Genomic DNA, 18,517 nt, shown 5'->3' on the forward strand with positions numbered 1-18,517 from the left:
CTCCGCGGGCCTGGAGGAACCGCTTAGCTGAGGCCGGCCGTGCGGGCGCGGTCCACCGCCGGGCCGATGGCCGCGGCGAGGGCTGCGACGTCGGCCTTGGTGGAGGTGTGGCCGAGGGAGAAGCGCAGGGTGCCGCGGGCCAGCTGGGGGTCGGTGCCGGCGGCCAGCAGGACGTGGCTGGGCTGGGCCACGCCCGCCGTGCAGGCGGAGCCGGTGGAGCACTCGATGCCCTGGGCGTCGAGCAGGAGCAGCAGGGAGTCGCCCTCGCAGCCGGGGAAGCTGAAGTGCGCGTTGGCCGGGAGCCGGTCGTCGGGGTCTCCCCCGAGGACGGCGTCCGGCGCGGCCGCGCGGACGGCGGCGATGAGTTCGTCGCGCAGGGCGCCGATCTCGGTGGCGAACCGCTCGCGCCGCTCGGCGGCGAGGACGGCGGCGACCGCGAAGGCGGCGACGGCCGGGACGTCGAGGGTGCCGGAGCGCACGTGCCGTTCCTGGCCGCCGCCGTGCAGGACCGGGACGGGGCTCTGGTCGCGGCCGAGGAGCAGCGCGCCGATTCCGTACGGCCCGCCGATCTTGTGGCCGCTGACGGTCAGGGCGGCGAGGCCGCTGTCGCCGAAGCGGACGTCGAGCTGCCCGAAGGCCTGCACGGCGTCGGAGTGCAAGGGGATGGCGAACTCGGCCGCGACGGCGGCCAGTTCACGGATCGGCATGACCGTGCCGATCTCGTTGTTGGCCCACATGACGGTGGCCAGGGCCACATCGTCCGGGTTGCGTCCGGCCGCCTCCCGGAAGGCCTCGGGGTGCACGCGCCCGTAGCGGTCCACGGGCAGGTAGTCGACCTGCGCGCCTTCGTGTTCGGCGAGCCAGTGGACCGCGTCCAGCACGGCGTGGTGCTCGACGGGGCTGCAGAGGATCCGGGTCCGGGCGGGGTCGGCGCCGCGGCGGGCCCAGTAGAGGCCCTTGACGGCGAGGTTGTCGGCCTCGGTGCCGCCGGCGGTGAAGACCACCTCGCTCGGGCGGGCGCCGATCGCCTCGGCGAGGGCCTCGCGGGCCTCCTCGACGGTACGGCGGGCCCGGCGGCCGGCAGCGTGCAGGGAGGACGCGTTTCCCGTGGCCGCGAACTGCGCGGTCATCGCGGCGGCGGCCTCCGGCAGCATCGGCGTGGTGGCGGCGTGGTCGAGGTAGGCCATGATCCCTCGATTCTACGAGCCCTTCGGGCGGGCTCGCGCCCGCCCGAGGCCCGCCGGGCGCCGTCCCCGCGGCGGACAGCGTCCCCGCGCGCATGCGGCCGGGGCCCGCGGCTCCTTCTGGACGGAGTCCGGCGGGCACCTTGGAGGTACGTCAGGTCTGGCGCGGTGCGCGGGCCAGCTGACGGGACTGGGCCACCAGGTGGTCCGCGGAGTCCCAGACCTCGGCGTCCTCCTCCAGGAAGCCGCCGGCCAGGTTGCGGGTGGTGATGGCGACCCGCAGCGGGCCCGGCGCCGGTCGGCGGCGGATGTGCGCGGTCAGTTCCACGGTCGGGGTCCAGCCCATCAGGCCGAGGTCGAAGCAGGTCGGCGGCAGCGCGTCCACCGCCAGCAGCATGGACAGCGGGTCGGCGTCACGGCCGTCGGCCAGCTCGAACCAGGCCCGCATCTCCCCCTTGCCGGAGGGCGCGCCGACGGCCCAGCCGGCGGTCGCAGGGTCCAGGCGCAGCCGCAGCCGGTCCACGATCGCGGAGCTGCCCGGGATCGGGGCCGGGCCGGCCTCGGCGCCGAGGCAGTCCTCGTACGCGGGCATGACGGGCGGCCGGGCCGTGGTGCGCACGTCGTCGGGCAGGGCCTCGAGGTCGCCGTAGGAGGCGAGGACACGGATCCGCTCGATCTCGGCGCCGTTCTCGTCGTACTGGAACAGCGAGGCCTGGCCGGTGGAGAGGGTGCGGCCGGCGCGTACGACCTGCGTGCGGATCACGGCGGGACCGGGTACGGAAGAGGTCAGGTAGTGCGCGGAGACGGTGAAGGGGTCCGGATGCGGCAGGCCCGCCGACAGGGCGCGGCCGACCAGGGCCAGCAGATAGCCGCCGTTGACGGCGTTGATGATGGTCCAGCCGGCGGACAGCTCCGCGTCGTACACGCCGGGCTCGCCGACGCGGGGGACGAGGGCGGTGTCGCGGTCGAACTCGCTGTCGCCGATGGACGCCTGGGTCGTTGCGTGTGACATGGAGCGACGGTACACCGGCACGCTACTAAGCGGTAGCTTTCTGACGGCAGCTCGACCGGGGCGCGGCCGGGCGCGACCGGGGCCCGGTCGGGGCCCGGTCGGGAGTGGCCTACGGCTCTTCGGACACCGAGGAACGGCGGTTCCAGGCCAGCGGCGCCCGCCAGTGGTAGCGCATCGCCAGCAGCCGCAGGACGAAGGTGGTCACGATGGCGAGGCCGGTGGTGAAGGCGTTCAGGACGTCGAGGCCGATGAAGACGGCGACCATCGAGGCGCCGATGACCGCGGGGACGGCGTACATCTCCCGGTCGCGCAGCAGCGACGGCACCTCGTTGACGAGGACGTCGCGCAGTACGCCGCCGCCGACGGCCGTGGCCAGCCCGAGCGCGGCGGAGGCGGTGAGGCCGAGGCCGTACTCGTACGCCTTGGTCGTGCCCGTCACGCAGAACAGCCCGAGTCCGGCCGCGTCGAAGACGTTGATGGCGCGGTTGATCCGCTGGACCTCGGGATGCAGGAAGAAGACGATCGCGGCGGCTATCAGCGGGGTGAGGAAGAAGCTGAGCTCGCCGAAGGCGGCCGGCGGGACGGCCCCGATGACGAGGTCGCGGAAGAGGCCGCCGCCGAGGGCCGTCACCAGCGCGAGGACGGCGATGCCGAAGACGTCGAAGTTCTTGCGGACGGCGAGGAGGGCGCCCGCGGTGGCGAAGACGAAGATGCCGGCGAGGTCCAGGGCATGCTGGATCCCGGGCGGGAAGAGATCGTGGAGCACCGGGTCATTCTCGCCCGCCGGGGAGCCCTTCGACGCCGAACGTCTCCCACCGGGCCGCGCGCCCCCGCGCCGGCCCCGCCGCAGCCCCGCCGCAGCCCCGCCCCGGCGCGGCCCCGCCCCGCACCGGCCCCCACACGCCGGCGGGGCCTGGATCGCTCGCGCGATCCGGCCCCGCCGGCGCTTCGGCCGCTACTGCGAAACCGTCGCCACCGCGTCCGCCGCGCCCGGCAGGGGCTGGTCGCCCGGCGCCTGGTCGGGGGCGTTCTCGGGGTGGTGGCAGGCCACCTGGTGGCCCGTCTTGAGGGCCAGCATCGGCGGCTCCTGCGTCGTGCAGATCCGCGTCGCCTTCCAGCACCGCGTGTGGAAGCGGCACCCGCTGGGCGGCGAGATCGGCGACGGTACGTCGCCCTTGAGCAGGATCCGCCTGCTCTTCGCTCCGCGCCGCCGCGGGTCGGGCACCGGCACGGCGGACATGAGCGCCGTCGTGTACGGATGCATCGGCGCCTCGTACAGCGACTTGCGGTCGGCGAGCTCGACGATCTTGCCCAGGTACATCACCGCGATGCGGTCCGAGACGTGCCGGATGACCGACAGGTCGTGCGCGATGATCACGTAGGTGAGCCCGAGCTCCTCCTGGAGGTCGTCCAGCAGGTTGACCACCTGCGCCTGGATGGACACGTCGAGCGCCGAGACCGGCTCGTCCGCGACCACCAGCTTCGGGTTCAGTGCCAGCGCCCGCGCGATGCCGATGCGCTGGCGCTGGCCGCCCGAGAACTCGTGCGGGTAGCGGTTGTAGTGCTCGGGGTTGAGGCCCACCAGCGACAGCAGCCGCTGCACCTCCGTCTTGAGCCCGCCCTGCGGGGTGACCTTCTGGAGCTTGAACGGAGCGCTGACGATGGTGCCCACCGTGTGGCGCGGGTTCAGCGAGCCGTACGGGTCCTGGAAGATCATCTGCACATCGCGGCGCAGCGGCCGCATGCCCGCCACCCCCAGGTGCGTGATGTCCTTGCCCTCGAACTCGATGGTGCCGCCGGTCGGTTCGAGCAGCCGGGTGATCAGGCGGCCCATGGTCGACTTGCCGCAGCCGGACTCGCCGACGATGCCCAGGGTCTCACCCTGCCGGACGTCGAAGTCGATGCCGTCGACGGCCCTGACCGCGCCGGCCTGCCGCCGCAGCAGCCCCTTGTGGATCGGGAAGTGCTTGACCAGCCCCGTCACCTTGAGCAGCGGCTTCGGCGTGTCACCGGCCTGCGCGGGAAGGGCGGCCGTTTCCGTCTTCTTGATGTCGGTCACAGCTTCGGCGCAATCTCTTCGGTCCAGATCCGGGTCCGCTCTTCCTGCGACATGTGGCAGGCGGACCAGTGGCGGTTGCCGTCCTGCGTGAGCTCGGGCCGTAGCGTGCGGGTCACGTTGTCCTTGGGCACGTCGGCGTACGGGCAGCGCGGGTTGAAGGCACAGCCGCTGGGGATGTTGATGAGGCTGGGGGGCGAGCCCTTGACCGGGATGAGCCGTTCGGTCTGGTCCCGGTCGATGCGCGGCATCGACCCCAGCAGGCCCCAGGTGTAGGGGTGGCGGGGCTCGTAGAAGACCTTCTCCGCCGTGCCGCGCTCGACGCACCGGCCGCCGTACATCACGAGGAGTTCGTCGGCCATTTCCGCGACCACGCCCAGGTCGTGCGTGATCATGATGACCGCGGAGCCGAATTCCTTCTGCAGGTCCCGGATGAGGTCGAGGATCTGCGCCTGGACGGTGACGTCCAGCGCCGTCGTCGGTTCGTCCGCGATGAGCAGTTCGGGGTTGTTGACGAGCGCCATCGCGATCATCGCCCGCTGGCGCATGCCGCCGGAGAACTCGTGCGGGTAGCTGTCGACCCGCTTGTGCGGCTCGGGGATGCCCACGCGGTCCAGGAGGTCGACGGCCCGTTTGCGGGCGGCCTTCTTGTCGACCTTGTTGTGGACCCGGTACGCCTCGGCGATCTGCTTGCCGACGGTGAAGTACGGATGCATCGCCGACAGCGGGTCCTGGAAGATCATCGCGATCTCCCGGCCGCGCAGCTTGCGCACCTCCTCCTCCGGCGAGGACAGCAGTTCCTTGCCGTCCAGCCAGATCTCGCCGGAGATCCGGGCCCGCTGGCGGCCGTACTGGCCGACGCGGTGCAGGCCCATGATGCCCAGCGAGGTGACCGACTTGCCGGAGCCTGACTCGCCCACGATGCCGAGGGTCTTGCCCTTCTCCAGCGTGAAGGACAGTCCGTCGACGGACTTGACCAGGCCGTCCTCGGTCGGGAAGTGCACCTTGAGGTCGCGCACTTCGAGGAAGGCCGTGGAGGGCACGGTGCCGTCGACGGGCTCGCCCAGAGCTCCGGTCGTGGTCAGGTCCGTCATGACAGCCTCACTCGGGGGTCGATCACCGCGTACAGGAGGTCAACGATGAGGTTCGCCGCGACGACGAAGAAGGCGGAGATCAGGGTGATGCCCAGAATGACCGGCAGGTCGTGGTCGCTGATGGCCCGTACGGCGTTGTAGCCGAGGCCGTGCAGCGAGAACGTGTACTCGGTGAGCACCGCGCCGCCCATGAGGGCGCCGAGGTCCAGGCCGAGGACGGTGAGGATCGGCGTCATCGTCGAGCGCATGGCGTGCTTGCCGATGACGACGGGTTCCGTCAGGCCCTTGGCGCGGGCCGTGCGGATGTAGTCCTCGTTCAGGACTTCGAGCATCGTCGCGCGGGTGAGCCGCGCGTACATCGCCGCGTAGAGGAAGGCGAGCGAGACCCACGGCAGCACCATGCCGTTGAACCACTTGCCGGGATCGTCGGCGAAGCTGGCCTCGGGGCGGCCGAACCAGCCGAGCTGGTCCGAGAAGAGGGCGATGACGAGCATGCCCGTGAAGTAGATCGGCAGGGAGACGCCGGCGAGGGCGACGCCCATCGCGGAGCGGTCCAGGACGGTGCCGCGCTTGAGGGCGGAGGTGACGCCGGTGGCGACACCGCCGACGACCCAGAGCACCACGGCGCCCGCGGCGAGCGAGAGCGTGACCGGGACCCAGTCCAGCAGCAGCGGCCACACCTCCTGCTCCGTCTTGAAGGAGTAGCCGAAGCAGGGCGCGGCGCATTGCGTGACGTCGGAGCCGTTGGCGTACGTGCGACCCGCCACCAGCCCGACGACGAACTTGCCGAACTGGACGAGGATCGGGTCGTCGAGACCCATCTTCTGCCGGATGCCCTCGATGGCGGCGGGGTCGGACTGCTTGCCGACGAAGTACAGCGCCGGATCCGTCCCGATCATCTTCGGGAAGAGGAAGAAGATTCCGAAGGTCACCAGCGAGATGACCAACAGCATGACGATGACGGCGAAGATCCGTCGGATGAGATATGCAAGCACTGCGCTCGGCCTGGCTGCGGCCCGGGGGCGCCCTCTTCTGGAGAGCGCCCCCAAGCCGTAACCGCGGCCATCACCTGCCCTTCGTGCCTAGCGGGTGTGGCACTGGAACTCTGGAACTGGAGGTGGAACGGGAACCGGTCCGGGAACCGCTACTTGACGACGCCCAGGGAGGCGTAGTCGTACCGGCCGTTGAAGGCGTCGGCGGTGTAGGCGTTCGTCAGCCGGCTGCTGCGCCAGGTGATCGTCTTGTCGTAGACGAAGGGCAGGTAGACCGCGGCCTCGGAGACCTTCTGGTTCATCTGCTTGTAGATCTCGCCGGCCTTGTCCGGGTCGGTCTCCGCGATGGCCTGGTCGAAGAGGCTGTTGATCGCCGGGTCGTTCAGCTCGGAGAAGTTGTTGTTGCCGCTCTGCCGGATGAAGCGGCCGTCGACCAGCGGCTGGGAGAATCCCTGACCGGTCGGGAAGTCGGCGCCCCAGCCCATGATGATGATGCCGTAGCCCTTGTCCTTGACGACCTTGGGCGAGCCGATGATGCCGGAGGTCTGGGCGCCGTCGAACTGGTCGACGTTGGCCTCGATGCCGACCTGCTTGAGGGCGTTCTGCAGCGAGACCGCGGTGGCGACCTCGACCGGCTTGTTGTTGCGGACCGCGATGGTGGTCTTGAAGCCTTCCGGCTTGCCGCAGGCCTTGAGGTGCTCCTTGGCCTTCTCGAGGTTCGGCTTGCCGTCGTTCTGCAGGACCCCGTACGGGTCGTACTTGGCGTCGGAGCCCTTGACGCCCAGCGGGAGCATGTTGGGGGCGATGTCGCCACCGGCCTGCGGGCCGCCGCGGGCGGTCTGCAGGGACTTCTTGTCGGCCGCGTAGATGACGGCCTTGCGGCAGTCGATGTTGTCGAACGGGGCGACGGTCTGCGGGAAGACGGCGTACCGGATGAAGCCGGTCTGGCCGTTGTCCAGGTTCCCCTTGTGGTCCTTCAGCGCGGTGGAGCGGGCCGCCTGGCCGATGCCGGTCGCGTTGAGGTCGAGGTCGAACTCGCCGTTCATCAGGCGCTTGTCCATGTCGTCCGCGTTCGCCATGAACGTGACCGAGATGGTGTCCGGGAGCGCCTTGCGGATGGTGTCCGACTCGGGCTTGTAGTGCTCGTTGCGCGAGAGCTTCATGCTCTTGTTAGGCTCGTACGAGTCGATCTTGTACGGGCCGTTGGAGAAGGGCTTGAGGCCGTACTTGGCCGCGGTGTCCTTCTCCTGCTTGACCGGGCTCGCCGCCGGCATGGCGAGCATCTGCTCGAAGTCACCGTTGGGCTGCGGGAGCTTGAAGATGATGGTCTTCGCGTCCGGCGTCTCGATCTGCTTGAGGCCGAGCTTGTCCGGGCTGGTGTCCTTGTACGGGCCCGGGTACTCAAGCTTCGGGTCGAGGACCTCCTGCAGGTAGACCGGACCGCCGGAGATGACGTCCTGGGCCCAGGTGCGCTGGATGCCGTACTTCACGTCCTGGGCGGTGACGGGGGTGCCGTCCTCCCAGGTCACGTTGTCCTTGAGGGTGTACTTGTACGTCTTGCCGCCGTCGCTGATCTCGGCCTTGGCGGTGGCCAGGTCGGGGACCAGCTCGGTGCTCTCGGTGCCCGGAGCCGGCTTGAAGCTGACCAGCTGGCGGGTGTAGTAGCGGGCGAAGTCCCACATGAAGCCGTAGTAGCCGCGCTGCGGGTCCCAGGAGTCGGCCTCCTGTGTGCCGACGAACTTGAGCTCGCCGCCCTTCTTGTCGGACGGGTTGGAGACCTTGCCGATGCCGGCGTTGAAGCTGCCGCCGGCGGCCGTCTTCTGGTCGTCGGTCTTCTCTCCGCCGCCACAGGCGGTCGCGGTCAGCATGGCCGCGAGCACGACGGCGGTGCCGGCGGCAAGTCTGCGCTTCGACGTGCGATGGGTAGTCACGATGCTCGCAACCCTCCGTTGTAGTTCCGGTGTCGTTCCGGCTCCGGGTCCCGTGCCCTGGCCGGTGAATCGTTGCCCCTGCGGTCTCGCTAGCGGGAGCCCTTCGGGTCGAGGGCGTCGCGGACGCCGTCGCCGAAGAGGTTGAAGGCCAGCACGGTGATGAAGATGGCCACGCCGGGGAAGATCATGAAGAGCGGATCGTCCTCGTAGGTCCGCACGGCCGTGGAGAGGGTCTCTCCCCAGGACGGCGTGGGCGGCTTGACGCCGACTCCGAGGAAGCTCAGGGCGGCCTCGGTCAGCACGTTGGTGGGGATCATCAGCGTCGAGTAGACGGTGATCGGCGCCACCAGGTTCGGAAGCAGTTCGCGGAAGAGGATGTACAAGCGGCCCGCACCGAGGCTGCGCGCGGCTTCGACGTACTCCCGCTCGCGCAGGGAGAGCGTCTGACCGCGGACGATGCGGCCGATGTACGGCCAGCCGAAGAATCCGATGACCAGCACCAGTACGGCGATCCGCAGGCCCGATCCCTCGAAGCCCCACAGCTCGTTGGGGATGACGGAGACCAGCGCGATGATGAACAGCAGCTGCGGGAAGGCCAGCAGCAGGTCCATGACGCGGCTGATGGCCGCGTCGACCCAGCCGCCGAAGTAGCCGGCGATGATGCCGAAGAAGGTCCCCAGGGAGACCGCCACGAAGGCGGACAGGAAGGCCACCAGAAGCGAGATGCGGGCGCCGTAGACGATCCGGCTGAAGACGTCGCGGCCGTTGACCGGCTCGACGCCCAGCAGGAAGTCCTTGCTGATGCCGCCCCAGTCACCGGCCGGCAGGCCAAGCAGCGGGTCCAGCATGTCCTCGTGCAGTTCCTCCGGCGGGTGGCCGAAGGCCTTGACGATCAGCGGCGCGAAGATCGCGACGATGACCAGCAGGAGCACGATGACACCGCCGGCGAGGGCGACCTTGTCGCGCTTGAGCCGCAGCCAGGCGATCTGCCACGGCGAGCGTCCCTCGATCGCCTTCTGCGGGAGTTCGGGGGCGGCCACGGCTGCGGGCTCGGCCGCGCTGGTGTCGTGCAGTGGTGCCGTCATCGTGCTGGGGACCCCTCTCGGCCGACGGTGGCCGGCCCATGCCCGCCGCTGTGGCGGCTTGGTTCTATCGGCGTCGCTGATGGTGCGTCGACGCGAAATGCGCCTGAAGTGCACGGGAAGAACGGGTGGTCGTGTGATTGACCGGCCTTCGGTGGGGGGAGTCTTCAACGGCGTCTCAACCGCCCGCCAGCCCTGCCGGTGATGTGATGCGCAACCGTGATCTGCGTCGCCGCCTTCCGCTATCCGAACCGCGTGCTCTGTTGAGCGGTGAAACACCGTCCGTTCGGCGCGGAACGGACATCGCGGCCAACTGCCGTTTCCGTCGCGTTTCTTGGTCGGATTCGGCTGATATGCCGAAGGCCGCACCGATGGGATCGGTGCGGCCTTCGAGACGGATGTCTCGCTATGCGGATGCTTGGGCTGGGGGTGTGTCTCCCGGGTCCGGTGGGGCTCCGGGGTCAGTACGCCGGTGCCTGGCCCTCACGGTCGTAGAAGGGGCGGCTCTGCGCGCGCAGCCACATCGCGACGGGATCGTGCTCGTCCGCCAGCGCGACCGTGCACACCGGGACACCCTCGGGGACCACGCCGACCGACTGGCGCATCATCTCCCGTACGGATTCCAGCGCGGGCGCGGAGGCGTCGTACAGGTCGAGCCCCACCGCGAGGTAGGGCGACCCGAGCGCCGGCTGCACCCACGCCCGGCGCAGCGACCGGACGGCGGGCGTACGGTGGGCGTGCTGCGTCAGCAGCCCGTAGAACTGCGGGAGTTCGATGGCGGGCTCGGACAGCCGCAGCGGCCCGGCCGGCATCCGGTCCAGGCCCGTCGCGATGCGGCGCAGGTCGGCCCAGGGGACGCCGAGACCACCGCCCTGGGCGTGCGGGTTGAGCCACAGGCCCCAGCGGTCCGGGTAGAGCGCGCGGGCGACGTCCCGGCCGGTGACGACCTCGTAGCCCCGGTTCCAGCCGCTGGCGGTCAGCTCCTGCGGGGAGGTGACGCAGGGCGCGTATCCGAGGCCCTCGACTTCCATGCCGCCGTACTGGGCGTCCGGGGCACCCGGCTGCCCCTGCCACAGCAGCATCCACAGCCGGCCCTCGGCGAGGGTGTGCAGAAGCGACTCGTAGCTCTCATAGCGCCCGGGAGTCACCTGGCGCAGCATGTGCTCGACCTGCCCGGCCGCGGCCGTGCCTGACGCACTCACCCGGTACCCCTCTTCGTCCGCCCGTCGTCCACGCGTACCCGGGCCACGCGTGCGGCCGGAGACGCCACCAGCTTAGGGGGTGGCCTGCCCATCGGACCGGAGCAGGGAGCCACGTCCGGTGCCATCGGGTCCGCCGGGCCCGCAGGCCGGGGAGGGTGCGAGCGCGAGGCCGAGGAAGCCGTCGTGGCCGGACCGCCCGCGAGACGGTGAGTCCGCGCACCGGACGGCCGGGGCGGCGGGACCTCGCGGACCGCGGGAGCACGGCAGCTGGAGCCCGGGGAACGGCCCCTACGGAAGGTAGAAGGGGCGCACGTGTTCGCGGATCCAGTCGGTCATCGGGTCCTGCGCGGCGTCCAGCAGGATCAGCTGCACGGGCCACGGCGGCGGAACCTGGGCCAGCGCCCGGCTGAGGGCGTCCATCGGGGCGTTGCGCTCCTCGGGCTCCCATCCCAGCAGCCGGACGCCGATGAACAGCTGCGGCGCCCCGCCCTCGACACTGGCGAGGCAGCGGTGGGCGGCGGCGACCACGCCGCAGGCCCGGAACTCCTCGGCCGCGGCGGCCAGGAAGTCGACCGGGTCCTCCTGCCAGTCGGGCTCGTACAGCCGGACGCGGCCGCCGGTGGCCTGCGCGTCGAGCGGGGCCCCGCCGGCGCGGCACAGCTCGGCGACGGCGGGCGGGGGCAGCGGGACGCCGACCGCGCCCTCGGGGTTGACCGCGATGCCCAGCTGCGGGGGCAGGCCGCGGGCGAACTCCGCGGCGGGGGCGACGGCGAAGTCCATGCCGGTACCGGCGCAGGCGAGGAACTGCGCCTCCGAGCTGTACACCGGGACGTACGCCGCCCCGCCGATGTCCATCGTGGGCAGGCTCAGGCTCGCGGCGTCGGGGCCGCCCCCGCCGGGCAGCGGCACCCAGACCCGGCTGCGCCCGAGCACCTCCAGGATCCGCGCCCCCGCGTCGGGCTGCCCCAGCGCCGCCCCGAGCACCTGCTCCAGCTCATTTGCCGGCCAGCCGCTGCCTTGCATCTTCCTCGCCCCTCCGTGGTCCCGTCGTATCGCGCCGAGGCTATCGGCTGCGGCGCGCCCCCCGTCCGGTCCGGGCGGCCGCTGGCCGGCCCCGGCCCCGCCCGGCTACGGGCGGCTACGGGCGGAACACGATGCGGGTCACGGCGGCGGCCGAGCGGCGGTCCAGCAGGACCACCGAGGCGCAGCCCGCCGGCGGCCGGCCGGCCTCGGCGTCGCGCAGCAGGCGGCCCACCGCCCCCCGGTGCCGGGCGAAGGCGTACGCCGACACGCGGCGGCCGCGCGCCACCTGACCGGACAGGGCCTCCTCGGGGCTGCTGTCCAGGAGCAGCAGGTGCAGCGCCCGCCCCCGGCGGCGCGCCACCGCGGCGAGCAGGCCCCGTACCCAGCTCTGCGTCCCGCAGTCGTGGACGACGACGGAGGCTCCGGAGCGCAGGGTCCGCCACAACCCCCAGTAGTGCGCGGCGCGGACCAGCGGCCGGTACAGGCCGTACGGCAGCGCCGCCGGCATCCGCCGCTCCCAGCGCTCGCGCACGTCCTGGGAGTCGATGCCTCCGCCCGCCGCCGCCCGCTTGATCAGCGTGCTCTTGCCGCCGCCCGGCAGGCCGGAGACGACCACGACGTCCCCCTCGGCGAAGGTGAGCCGCTGCGGGCCGCGGAACCCAGGTCCGCGCAGGTCGCGTACCCGGCTTTCCCCGGGGACGGCCTCGGGCGGGCGCGCACCGCACTGCGCCGGGACGCCTTCCACGGTTCCCGCCGCCGCCACTACCACTCCGAATCTCCGCACAGTGATCGCCTCCCCCGATTCGGGCCGCCAGGGCCCATGCCCACTGAGTGTAAAGAGACGGTAATCCCGCGGCCCCCGGTTGCGGTCCGCCGTCCGCCGGTCGATACCCGCCCGCCCCGGCGCCGGCGCCGGTGTGCGCCCCAGTGTCCGTCCGGGTGTCCGTACGGGTGTCCGTACGTCTTCCGGGCCCGCACGCCCCGGTCGTCACCGGGGCGTGCAATGATGTGCGCCATCTGGACCAATTGCATACCGGCCGCTTGAATCCGCGCGGGAGAGTCCCGGCACGCCGCGAGGCCGTGCCCGGGCGCCGAAGGAGCAAGTACCTCCCTTGAATCTCTCAGGCCCCGTACCGCGTGGATGAGGCAGATCTGAAAAGCGAGCCGCGCCGCCGTCCGCGGGGCGCGCGCTCCACCCAAGGTGCAAGTCGGGTTTCCCCGGTGATCGAAAGATCGGGGGAACTCCCGGCGAACCTCTCAGGTTCCGATGACAGATGGGGAGGAACGTCCTCGTCATGTCATGTCGATGCCCTGGGACCCGGGAGCCACACCCATGAGCACTGCCCCCCGTCTGACCGCCCTCGATGCGCTGCACCGTTCCCTCGGTGCGACCATGACCGATTTCGCGGGCTGGGACATGCCGCTGCGGTACGCCAGCGAGCGCGACGAGCACAACGCCGTCCGCACCAAGGCCGGCCTCTTCGACCTGTCCCACATGGGTGAGATCACCCTGACCGGCCCCGAGGCCGTCAAGGCCCTGGACTACGCGCTGGTCGGCAACATCTCCACGGTCGGGGTCGGCCGGGCCCGCTACACGCACATCTGCCAGGCGGACGGCGGCATCCTCGACGACCTGATCGTCTACCGGCTGGGCGAGACCGAGTACATGGTCGTGGCCAACGCCTCCAACGCCCAGGTCGTCCTCGACGCCCTCACCGAGCGCGCCGCCGGCTTCGACACCGAGGTCCGCGACGACCGCGATGCGTACGCCCTGCTCGCGGTGCAGGGGCCCGAGTCCCCCGGCATCCTCGCCTCGCTCACCGACGCCGACCTGGACGGCCTCAAGTACTACGCGGGCCTGCCGGGCACGGTGGCCGGGGTGCCCGCGCTGATCGCGCGTACGGGCTACACCGGCGAGGACGGCTTCGAGCTGTTCGTCGCCCCCGAGCACGCCGTGGAGCTGTGGCAGGCGCTGACCAAGGCGGGCGAGGGCGCGGGCCTGGTCCCGGCCGGCCTCTCCTGCCGTGACACGCTGCGCCTGGAGGCGGGCATGCCGCTGTACGGGCACGAGCTGAGCACCTCCCTCACCCCCTTCGACGCGGGTCTGGGCCGGGTGGTGAAGTTCGAGAAGGAGTGCGACTTCGTGGGCCGCGCCGCGCTGGAGGCCGCCGCCGAGCGCGCCGCCACCAATCCGCCGCGCAAGCTCGTGGGCCTGATCGCCGAGGGCCGCCGCGTCCCGCGCGCCGGCTTCCCCGTCGTGGCCGACGGCCAGGTCATCGGCGAGGTCACCTCCGGCGCCCCGTCCCCGACGCTGGGCAAGCCGATCGCGATGGCGTACGTGGACGCGGCGCACGCCGCGCCCGGCACCTGCGGCGTCGGCGTCGACATTCGCGGTACGCATGAGCCGTACGAGGTCGTGGCCCTGCCGTTCTACAAGCGGCAGAAGTAGTCCCCGAGCCGTTCCTGCCCACGACCGCCGCCGTACGGAATTCCCGTAGGGCACCCGTACGGCGCCGTCTCAGTACCCAAGACCGCAGTTCGTATCCACTCCCCCGCATCCAGGAGAATCAGGCCATGAGCAACCCCCAGCAGCTGCGCTACACCAAGGAGCACGAGTGGCTGTCGGACGCCGAGGGCGGCGTCGCGACGGTCGGCATCACGGAGTTCGCGGCCAACGCGCTCGGTGACGTCGTCTACGCCCAGCTCCCCGAGGTCGGCTCCACCGTGACCGAGGGCGAGACCTGCGGCGAGCTGGAGTCGACCAAGTCGGTCAGCGACCTGTACTCCCCCGTCACCGGCGAGGTCGTCGAGGCCAACCAGGACGTCGTGGACGACCCGGCGCTCGTGAACACGGCGCCGTTCGAGGGGGGCTGGCTGTTCAAGGTGCGCGTCTCGCAGGAGCCGACCGACGTGCTCACCGCCGAGGAGTACGCCGCGCTCACCCACTCCGACAACTGAAAGCCCAGGGGATCTCCATGTCCGTACTGAACACCCCGCTCCACGAGCTCGACCCGGACGTCGCCGCCGCCGTCGACGCCGAGCTCGTACGCCAGCAGTCGACCCTGGAAATGATCGCGTCGGAGAACTTCGCTCCGGTCGCCGTCATGGAGGCCCAGGGCTCCGTCCTGACCAACAAGTACGCCGAGGGCTACCCGGGCCGCCGCTACTACGGCGGCTGCGAGCACGTCGACGTGGTCGAGCAGATCGCGATCGACCGCATCAAGGCGCTCTTCGGTGCCGAGCACGCGAACGTGCAGCCCCACTCGGGTGCGCAGGCCAACGCCGCCGCGATGTTCGCGCTGCTGAAGCCGGGCGACACGATCATGGGTCTGAACCTGGCCCACGGCGGTCACCTGACCCACGGCATGAAGATCAACTTCTCCGGCAAGCTCTACAACGTGGTCCCGTACCACGTGGACGAGACCGGACAGGTGGACATGGCCGAGGTCGAGCGCCTCGCCAAGGAGTCCAAGCCGCAGCTGATCGTCGCCGGCTGGTCCGCCTACCCGCGCCAGCTGGACTTCGCCGCCTTCCGGCGGATCGCGGACGAGGTCGGCGCGTACCTGATGGTCGACATGGCGCACTTCGCCGGTCTGGTCGCCGCGGGTCTGCACCCCAACCCGGTGCCGCACGCCCATGTCGTCACCACCACCACGCACAAGACCCTCGGCGGTCCGCGCGGCGGCGTCATCCTGTCGACGCAGGAGCTGGCCAAGAAGATCAACTCCGCGGTCTTCCCGGGTCAGCAGGGCGGCCCGCTGGAGCACGTCATCGCGGCCAAGGCGGTCTCCTTCAAGATCGCGGCCTCGGAGGACTTCAAGGAGCGCCAGGTGCGCACCCTGGAGGGCGCCAGGATCATCGCCGAGCGCCTGGTGCAGCCGGACGTCACCGAGGTCGGTGTCTCGGTCCTGTCGGGCGGTACGGACGTCCACCTGGTGCTCGTGGACCTGCGCAACTCCGAGCTGGACGGCCAGCAGGCCGAGGACCGCCTCCACGAGATCGGCATCACGGTCAACCGGAACGCGATCCCCAACGACCCGCGGCCGCCGATGGTGACCTCCGGCCTGCGGATCGGTACGCCGGCCCTGGCCACGCGTGGTTTCGGCGCCGAGGACTTCACCGAGGTCGCGGAGATCATCGCGGCCGCGCTGAAGCCGGCGTTCGACGGGGAGAGCCTCAAGGCGCGCGTCCGCGCCCTCGCGGCGAAGTTCCCGCTGTACCCCTCGCTCTGAGCGATGGATCCACCCTGCCGTCGGAGTGAGCCGTGGCGCCACTTCGACGGCAGGGCCCGGGCCCGTGACGGGTGGAAGGGTTTGTTGGTGAGGCCGCCGGGCGTCCGCCTCGGTCTCCGGGACGGCGGACCGTCTCCGTCCGTACCGGGGCGACCGGTTCTCGCCCGGTGGTGCCCCTCGGGACATGCCGGGCCGGCGCTCCTGGCAGCTGCCGGGGCGGTGAGCCGGGGCCGCGCCAGAGGTCGACCCCTCCGGTGCGACCGGCCGGTGCGCCTTCCGGTCACAGCACCGGGGAGGGCCGGCCTGCTCGTACGGGCGCTCGGGCGCTCGGGCGCTTCTCATCGCCCCCGGGCCGTGTGGGATTCCTGGCGCCGGGCAGCCGAAGGGGGCGGCCCGCGGTGTCCGGCGCCGTGCGTCGTACGGCGGAGGGCTACTGGACGTACTCGGGCGCTCCCGCCAGGCGTTACGGCGCAGTGCCGGATGCCATGGGCTGGGGGCGGCCGGACGGGAGCCCTCCGCACGGCTCGGGTGTGAGCCGCCCCACATCCGGTCCGCCCGCGGCCCCTCTCCGCCTCGGCGGGCGGACGAATCGTTCATCTCCACGCGTTACGCTCATCAGCCGGACACAATCCGCGCAATCCGCCTCTCCCGCACCTCCCACCCCACGAGCAGACAAGGGAGTCCGCCACCGTGGCCATCTCGGTCTTCGATCTCTTCTCCATCGGCATCGGTCCCTCCTCCTCCCACACGGTCGGCCCGATGCGAGCGGCGCGCATGTTCGTGATGCGGCTGAAGAAGGACGGGGTCCTCGCCCAGACCGCGTCCGTCCGCGCCGAGCTTTTCGGCTCCCTCGGCGCGACCGGCCACGGCCACGGCACCCCCAAGGCGGTGCTGCTGGGCCTGGAGGGGCACTCCCCCCGCACGGTGAACGTCGAAACCGCGGACGCGGAGGTCGAGCGCATCCGCAAGAGCGGCCGCCTGCGGCTCCTGGCCACCGAGATAGGCGACGTCCACGAGATCGCCTTCGACGAGCCGAACCAGCTGATCCTCCACCGTCGGCGCTCCCTGCCGTACCACGCGAACGGCATGACGCTCTTCGCGTACGACGAGGCCGGCGCCCCGCTGCTGGAGAAGACCTACTACTCGGTCGGCGGCGGTTTCGTCGTGGACGAGGACGCGGTCGGCGAGGACCGGATCAAGCTGGACGACACCGAGCTGAAGTACCCCTTCCGTTCCGGCGACGAGATGCTCCGCCTCGCGAACGAGACCGGCCTGTCCATCTCCTCCCTGATGCTGGAGAACGAGAAGGCCTGGCGCACGGAGGAGGAGATCCGCGAGGGCCTCCTGGAGATCTGGCGCGTCATGCAGGCCTGCGTCGCGCGCGGCCTGTCCACCGAGGGCATCCTCCCCGGCGGCCTGCGCGTCAAGCGCCGGGCCGCCGCCACGGCGCGCCAGCTGCGCACCGAGGGCGACCCGATGCTGCACCGCAGCGAGTGGGCGACGATCTACGCGATGGCCGTCAACGAGGAGAACGCGGCGGGCGGCCGCGTCGTCACCGCGCCCACCAACGGCGCGGCGGGCGTCCTGCCGGCGGTGCTGCACTACTACATGAACTTCGTGCCGGGCGCGGACGAGGACGGCGTGGTCCGCTTCCTGCTCGCCGCGGGCGCGATCGGCATGCTGTTCAAGGAGAACGCCTCGATCTCCGGCGCCGAGGTCGGCTGCCAGGGCGAGGTCGGCTCGGCCTGCTCGATGGCGGCCGGCGCCCTCGCCGAGGTCCTGGGCGGCACGCCGGAGCAGGTCGAGAACGCGGCCGAGATCGGCATGGAACACAACCTGGGCCTCACCTGCGACCCGGTCGGCGGCCTCGTCCAGATCCCCTGCATCGAACGCAACGGCATGGCGGCGGTCAAGGCGGTCACGGCGGCCAAGATGGCGATGCGCGGCGACGGCTCCCACAAGGTCTCCCTGGACAAGGTCATCAAGACCATGAAGGAGACCGGCGCCGATATGAAGGTCAAGTACAAGGAAACGGCCCGCGGCGGCCTCGCGGTCAACGTCATCGAGTGCTGACGCAGCCGTATCCGTACGGACCAGCCGAAGGCCCCGCACCTCGCAGGAGCAAGGTGCGGGGCCTTCGGCATTCCGGTCGGCTGCTCAGGCACGCGACGGTGAGCCTGTCCTGGTGTGACACGGTGCGGCCGCGGGGTTGATGTCACAGCCTCCGGTGGAGCCGGTGCTCGCCCATGCCCGGGAGACGGGGCCGGCACCGGGTGTGCTGACCGGTCGGCTCGACGCTCGTCCAGTCGTGACGCGGCTCGCTGATCCAGCGCCACTTCCCCGCCTCGTCACCGCCGCGTGCCGGCTTTTCACCGGCAGCAGCATGACCGCGCCGGAGGCCTGGCTACGGCGACGGCAGAGAACCGGTCCGTAGCCGGGCCCGAACCGGTCCGGAGGTGCCGTCCCGTCGTGGCCCTGCCAGGGCAGCCCCGTACGGCCGAATGTGCCCGCCACCGCGTGTAGCCGCGTACGGTATCCCCACGGGTGTCGGCCCCCGCTGTCCGGTCCGTGGGGCGGGTCGCGGTCGGGAACCGTTCCGTCGGATCGGGCGTGAACTCTTGATGGAGAGTCGGCTGGTGGAGGGGATCTGATGAAGACGCGCACGATCGTGAGCCTGGCGGTTTCGGGATGCGTGGCGCTGGTGGCGTG

At 71.3% G+C, this 18,517-nt stretch carries 15 protein-coding genes and 1 riboswitch; of the genes, 4 read left to right on the plus strand and 11 right to left on the minus strand.

The window, feature by feature from the left end:
• Positions 1-23: 23 nt before the first annotated feature.
• The 11 genes from ACWDX7_RS22990 to ACWDX7_RS23040 all read right to left on the minus strand — a co-directional run bounded on the left by ACWDX7_RS22990 (position 24) and on the right by ACWDX7_RS23040 (position 12,366).
• Complete coding sequence (locus ACWDX7_RS22990) at positions 24-1,187, minus strand: cysteine desulfurase family protein (RefSeq protein WP_451490002.1); 1,164 nt, start codon at positions 1,185-1,187, stop codon at positions 24-26.
• A 151-nt stretch (positions 1,188-1,338) separates the two neighbouring features.
• Positions 1,339-2,196 carry a thioesterase family protein gene (locus ACWDX7_RS22995; RefSeq protein WP_451490003.1) on the minus strand — a complete coding sequence of 286 codons (858 nt, stop codon included), beginning with the start codon at positions 2,194-2,196 and terminating at the stop codon, positions 1,339-1,341.
• A gap of 109 nt (positions 2,197-2,305) precedes the next feature.
• On the minus strand, positions 2,306-2,962 hold the full coding sequence (locus ACWDX7_RS23000) for a trimeric intracellular cation channel family protein (protein WP_451490004.1): 657 nt from the start codon (positions 2,960-2,962) through the stop codon (positions 2,306-2,308).
• A gap of 189 nt (positions 2,963-3,151) precedes the next feature.
• Positions 3,152-4,255 carry an ABC transporter ATP-binding protein gene (locus ACWDX7_RS23005; RefSeq protein ID WP_451490005.1) on the minus strand — a complete coding sequence of 368 codons (1,104 nt, stop codon included), beginning with the start codon at positions 4,253-4,255 and terminating at the stop codon, positions 3,152-3,154.
• Positions 4,252-5,346, minus strand: a complete 1,095-nt coding sequence (locus ACWDX7_RS23010; protein ID WP_451490006.1) for an ABC transporter ATP-binding protein — start codon at positions 5,344-5,346, stop codon at positions 4,252-4,254. The genes ACWDX7_RS23005 and ACWDX7_RS23010 overlap by 4 nt, the downstream gene beginning before the upstream one ends.
• Positions 5,343-6,341: an ABC transporter permease gene (locus tag ACWDX7_RS23015; protein ID WP_451490007.1), complete on the minus strand. Its 999-nt coding sequence runs from the start codon at positions 6,339-6,341 to the stop codon at positions 5,343-5,345. Before ACWDX7_RS23015 ends, ACWDX7_RS23010 begins: the two co-directional genes overlap by 4 nt.
• 149 nt (positions 6,342-6,490) lie before the next feature.
• Entirely contained in the window at positions 6,491-8,269 is a 1,779-nt protein-coding gene (locus ACWDX7_RS23020; protein ID WP_451490008.1) for an ABC transporter substrate-binding protein, read from the minus strand.
• Between the two features lie 89 nt (positions 8,270-8,358).
• Complete coding sequence (locus ACWDX7_RS23025) at positions 8,359-9,354, minus strand: ABC transporter permease (protein ID WP_451490009.1); 996 nt, start codon at positions 9,352-9,354, stop codon at positions 8,359-8,361.
• Between the two features lie 458 nt (positions 9,355-9,812).
• Positions 9,813-10,553, minus strand: coding sequence for an enhanced serine sensitivity protein SseB C-terminal domain-containing protein (locus tag ACWDX7_RS23030; protein WP_451490010.1), 741 nt, complete (start codon positions 10,551-10,553; stop codon positions 9,813-9,815).
• A 288-nt stretch (positions 10,554-10,841) separates the two neighbouring features.
• Positions 10,842-11,576: an enhanced serine sensitivity protein SseB gene (locus ACWDX7_RS23035; protein ID WP_451490011.1), complete on the minus strand. Its 735-nt coding sequence runs from the start codon at positions 11,574-11,576 to the stop codon at positions 10,842-10,844.
• Between the two features lie 115 nt (positions 11,577-11,691).
• Positions 11,692-12,366, minus strand: coding sequence for an AAA family ATPase (locus tag ACWDX7_RS23040; protein ID WP_451490049.1), 675 nt, complete (start codon positions 12,364-12,366; stop codon positions 11,692-11,694).
• 252 nt (positions 12,367-12,618) lie between these two features.
• Positions 12,619-12,722, plus strand: a riboswitch (glycine riboswitch).
• A gap of 187 nt (positions 12,723-12,909) precedes the next feature.
• Here ACWDX7_RS23040 and gcvT point away from each other — a divergent pair.
• From gcvT to ACWDX7_RS23060, 4 genes are all read left to right on the plus strand, one after another.
• Entirely contained in the window at positions 12,910-14,025 is a 1,116-nt protein-coding gene (gene gcvT / locus ACWDX7_RS23045; RefSeq protein WP_451490012.1) for a glycine cleavage system aminomethyltransferase GcvT, read from the plus strand.
• Positions 14,026-14,150: 125 nt separating this feature from the next.
• Entirely contained in the window at positions 14,151-14,534 is a 384-nt protein-coding gene (gcvH, locus tag ACWDX7_RS23050; protein WP_451490013.1) for a glycine cleavage system protein GcvH, read from the plus strand.
• A 17-nt stretch (positions 14,535-14,551) separates the two neighbouring features.
• On the plus strand, positions 14,552-15,808 hold the full coding sequence (gene glyA / locus ACWDX7_RS23055; RefSeq protein WP_451490014.1) for a serine hydroxymethyltransferase: 1,257 nt from the start codon (positions 14,552-14,554) through the stop codon (positions 15,806-15,808).
• Between the two features lie 690 nt (positions 15,809-16,498).
• A complete protein-coding gene (locus tag ACWDX7_RS23060; protein ID WP_451490015.1) occupies positions 16,499-17,881 on the plus strand; it encodes an L-serine ammonia-lyase in 1,383 nt (460 codons plus the stop codon).
• Positions 17,882-18,517 lie beyond the last annotated feature (636 nt).

The sequence above is a fragment of the Streptomyces sp. NPDC003034 genome, from assembly GCF_053591375.1.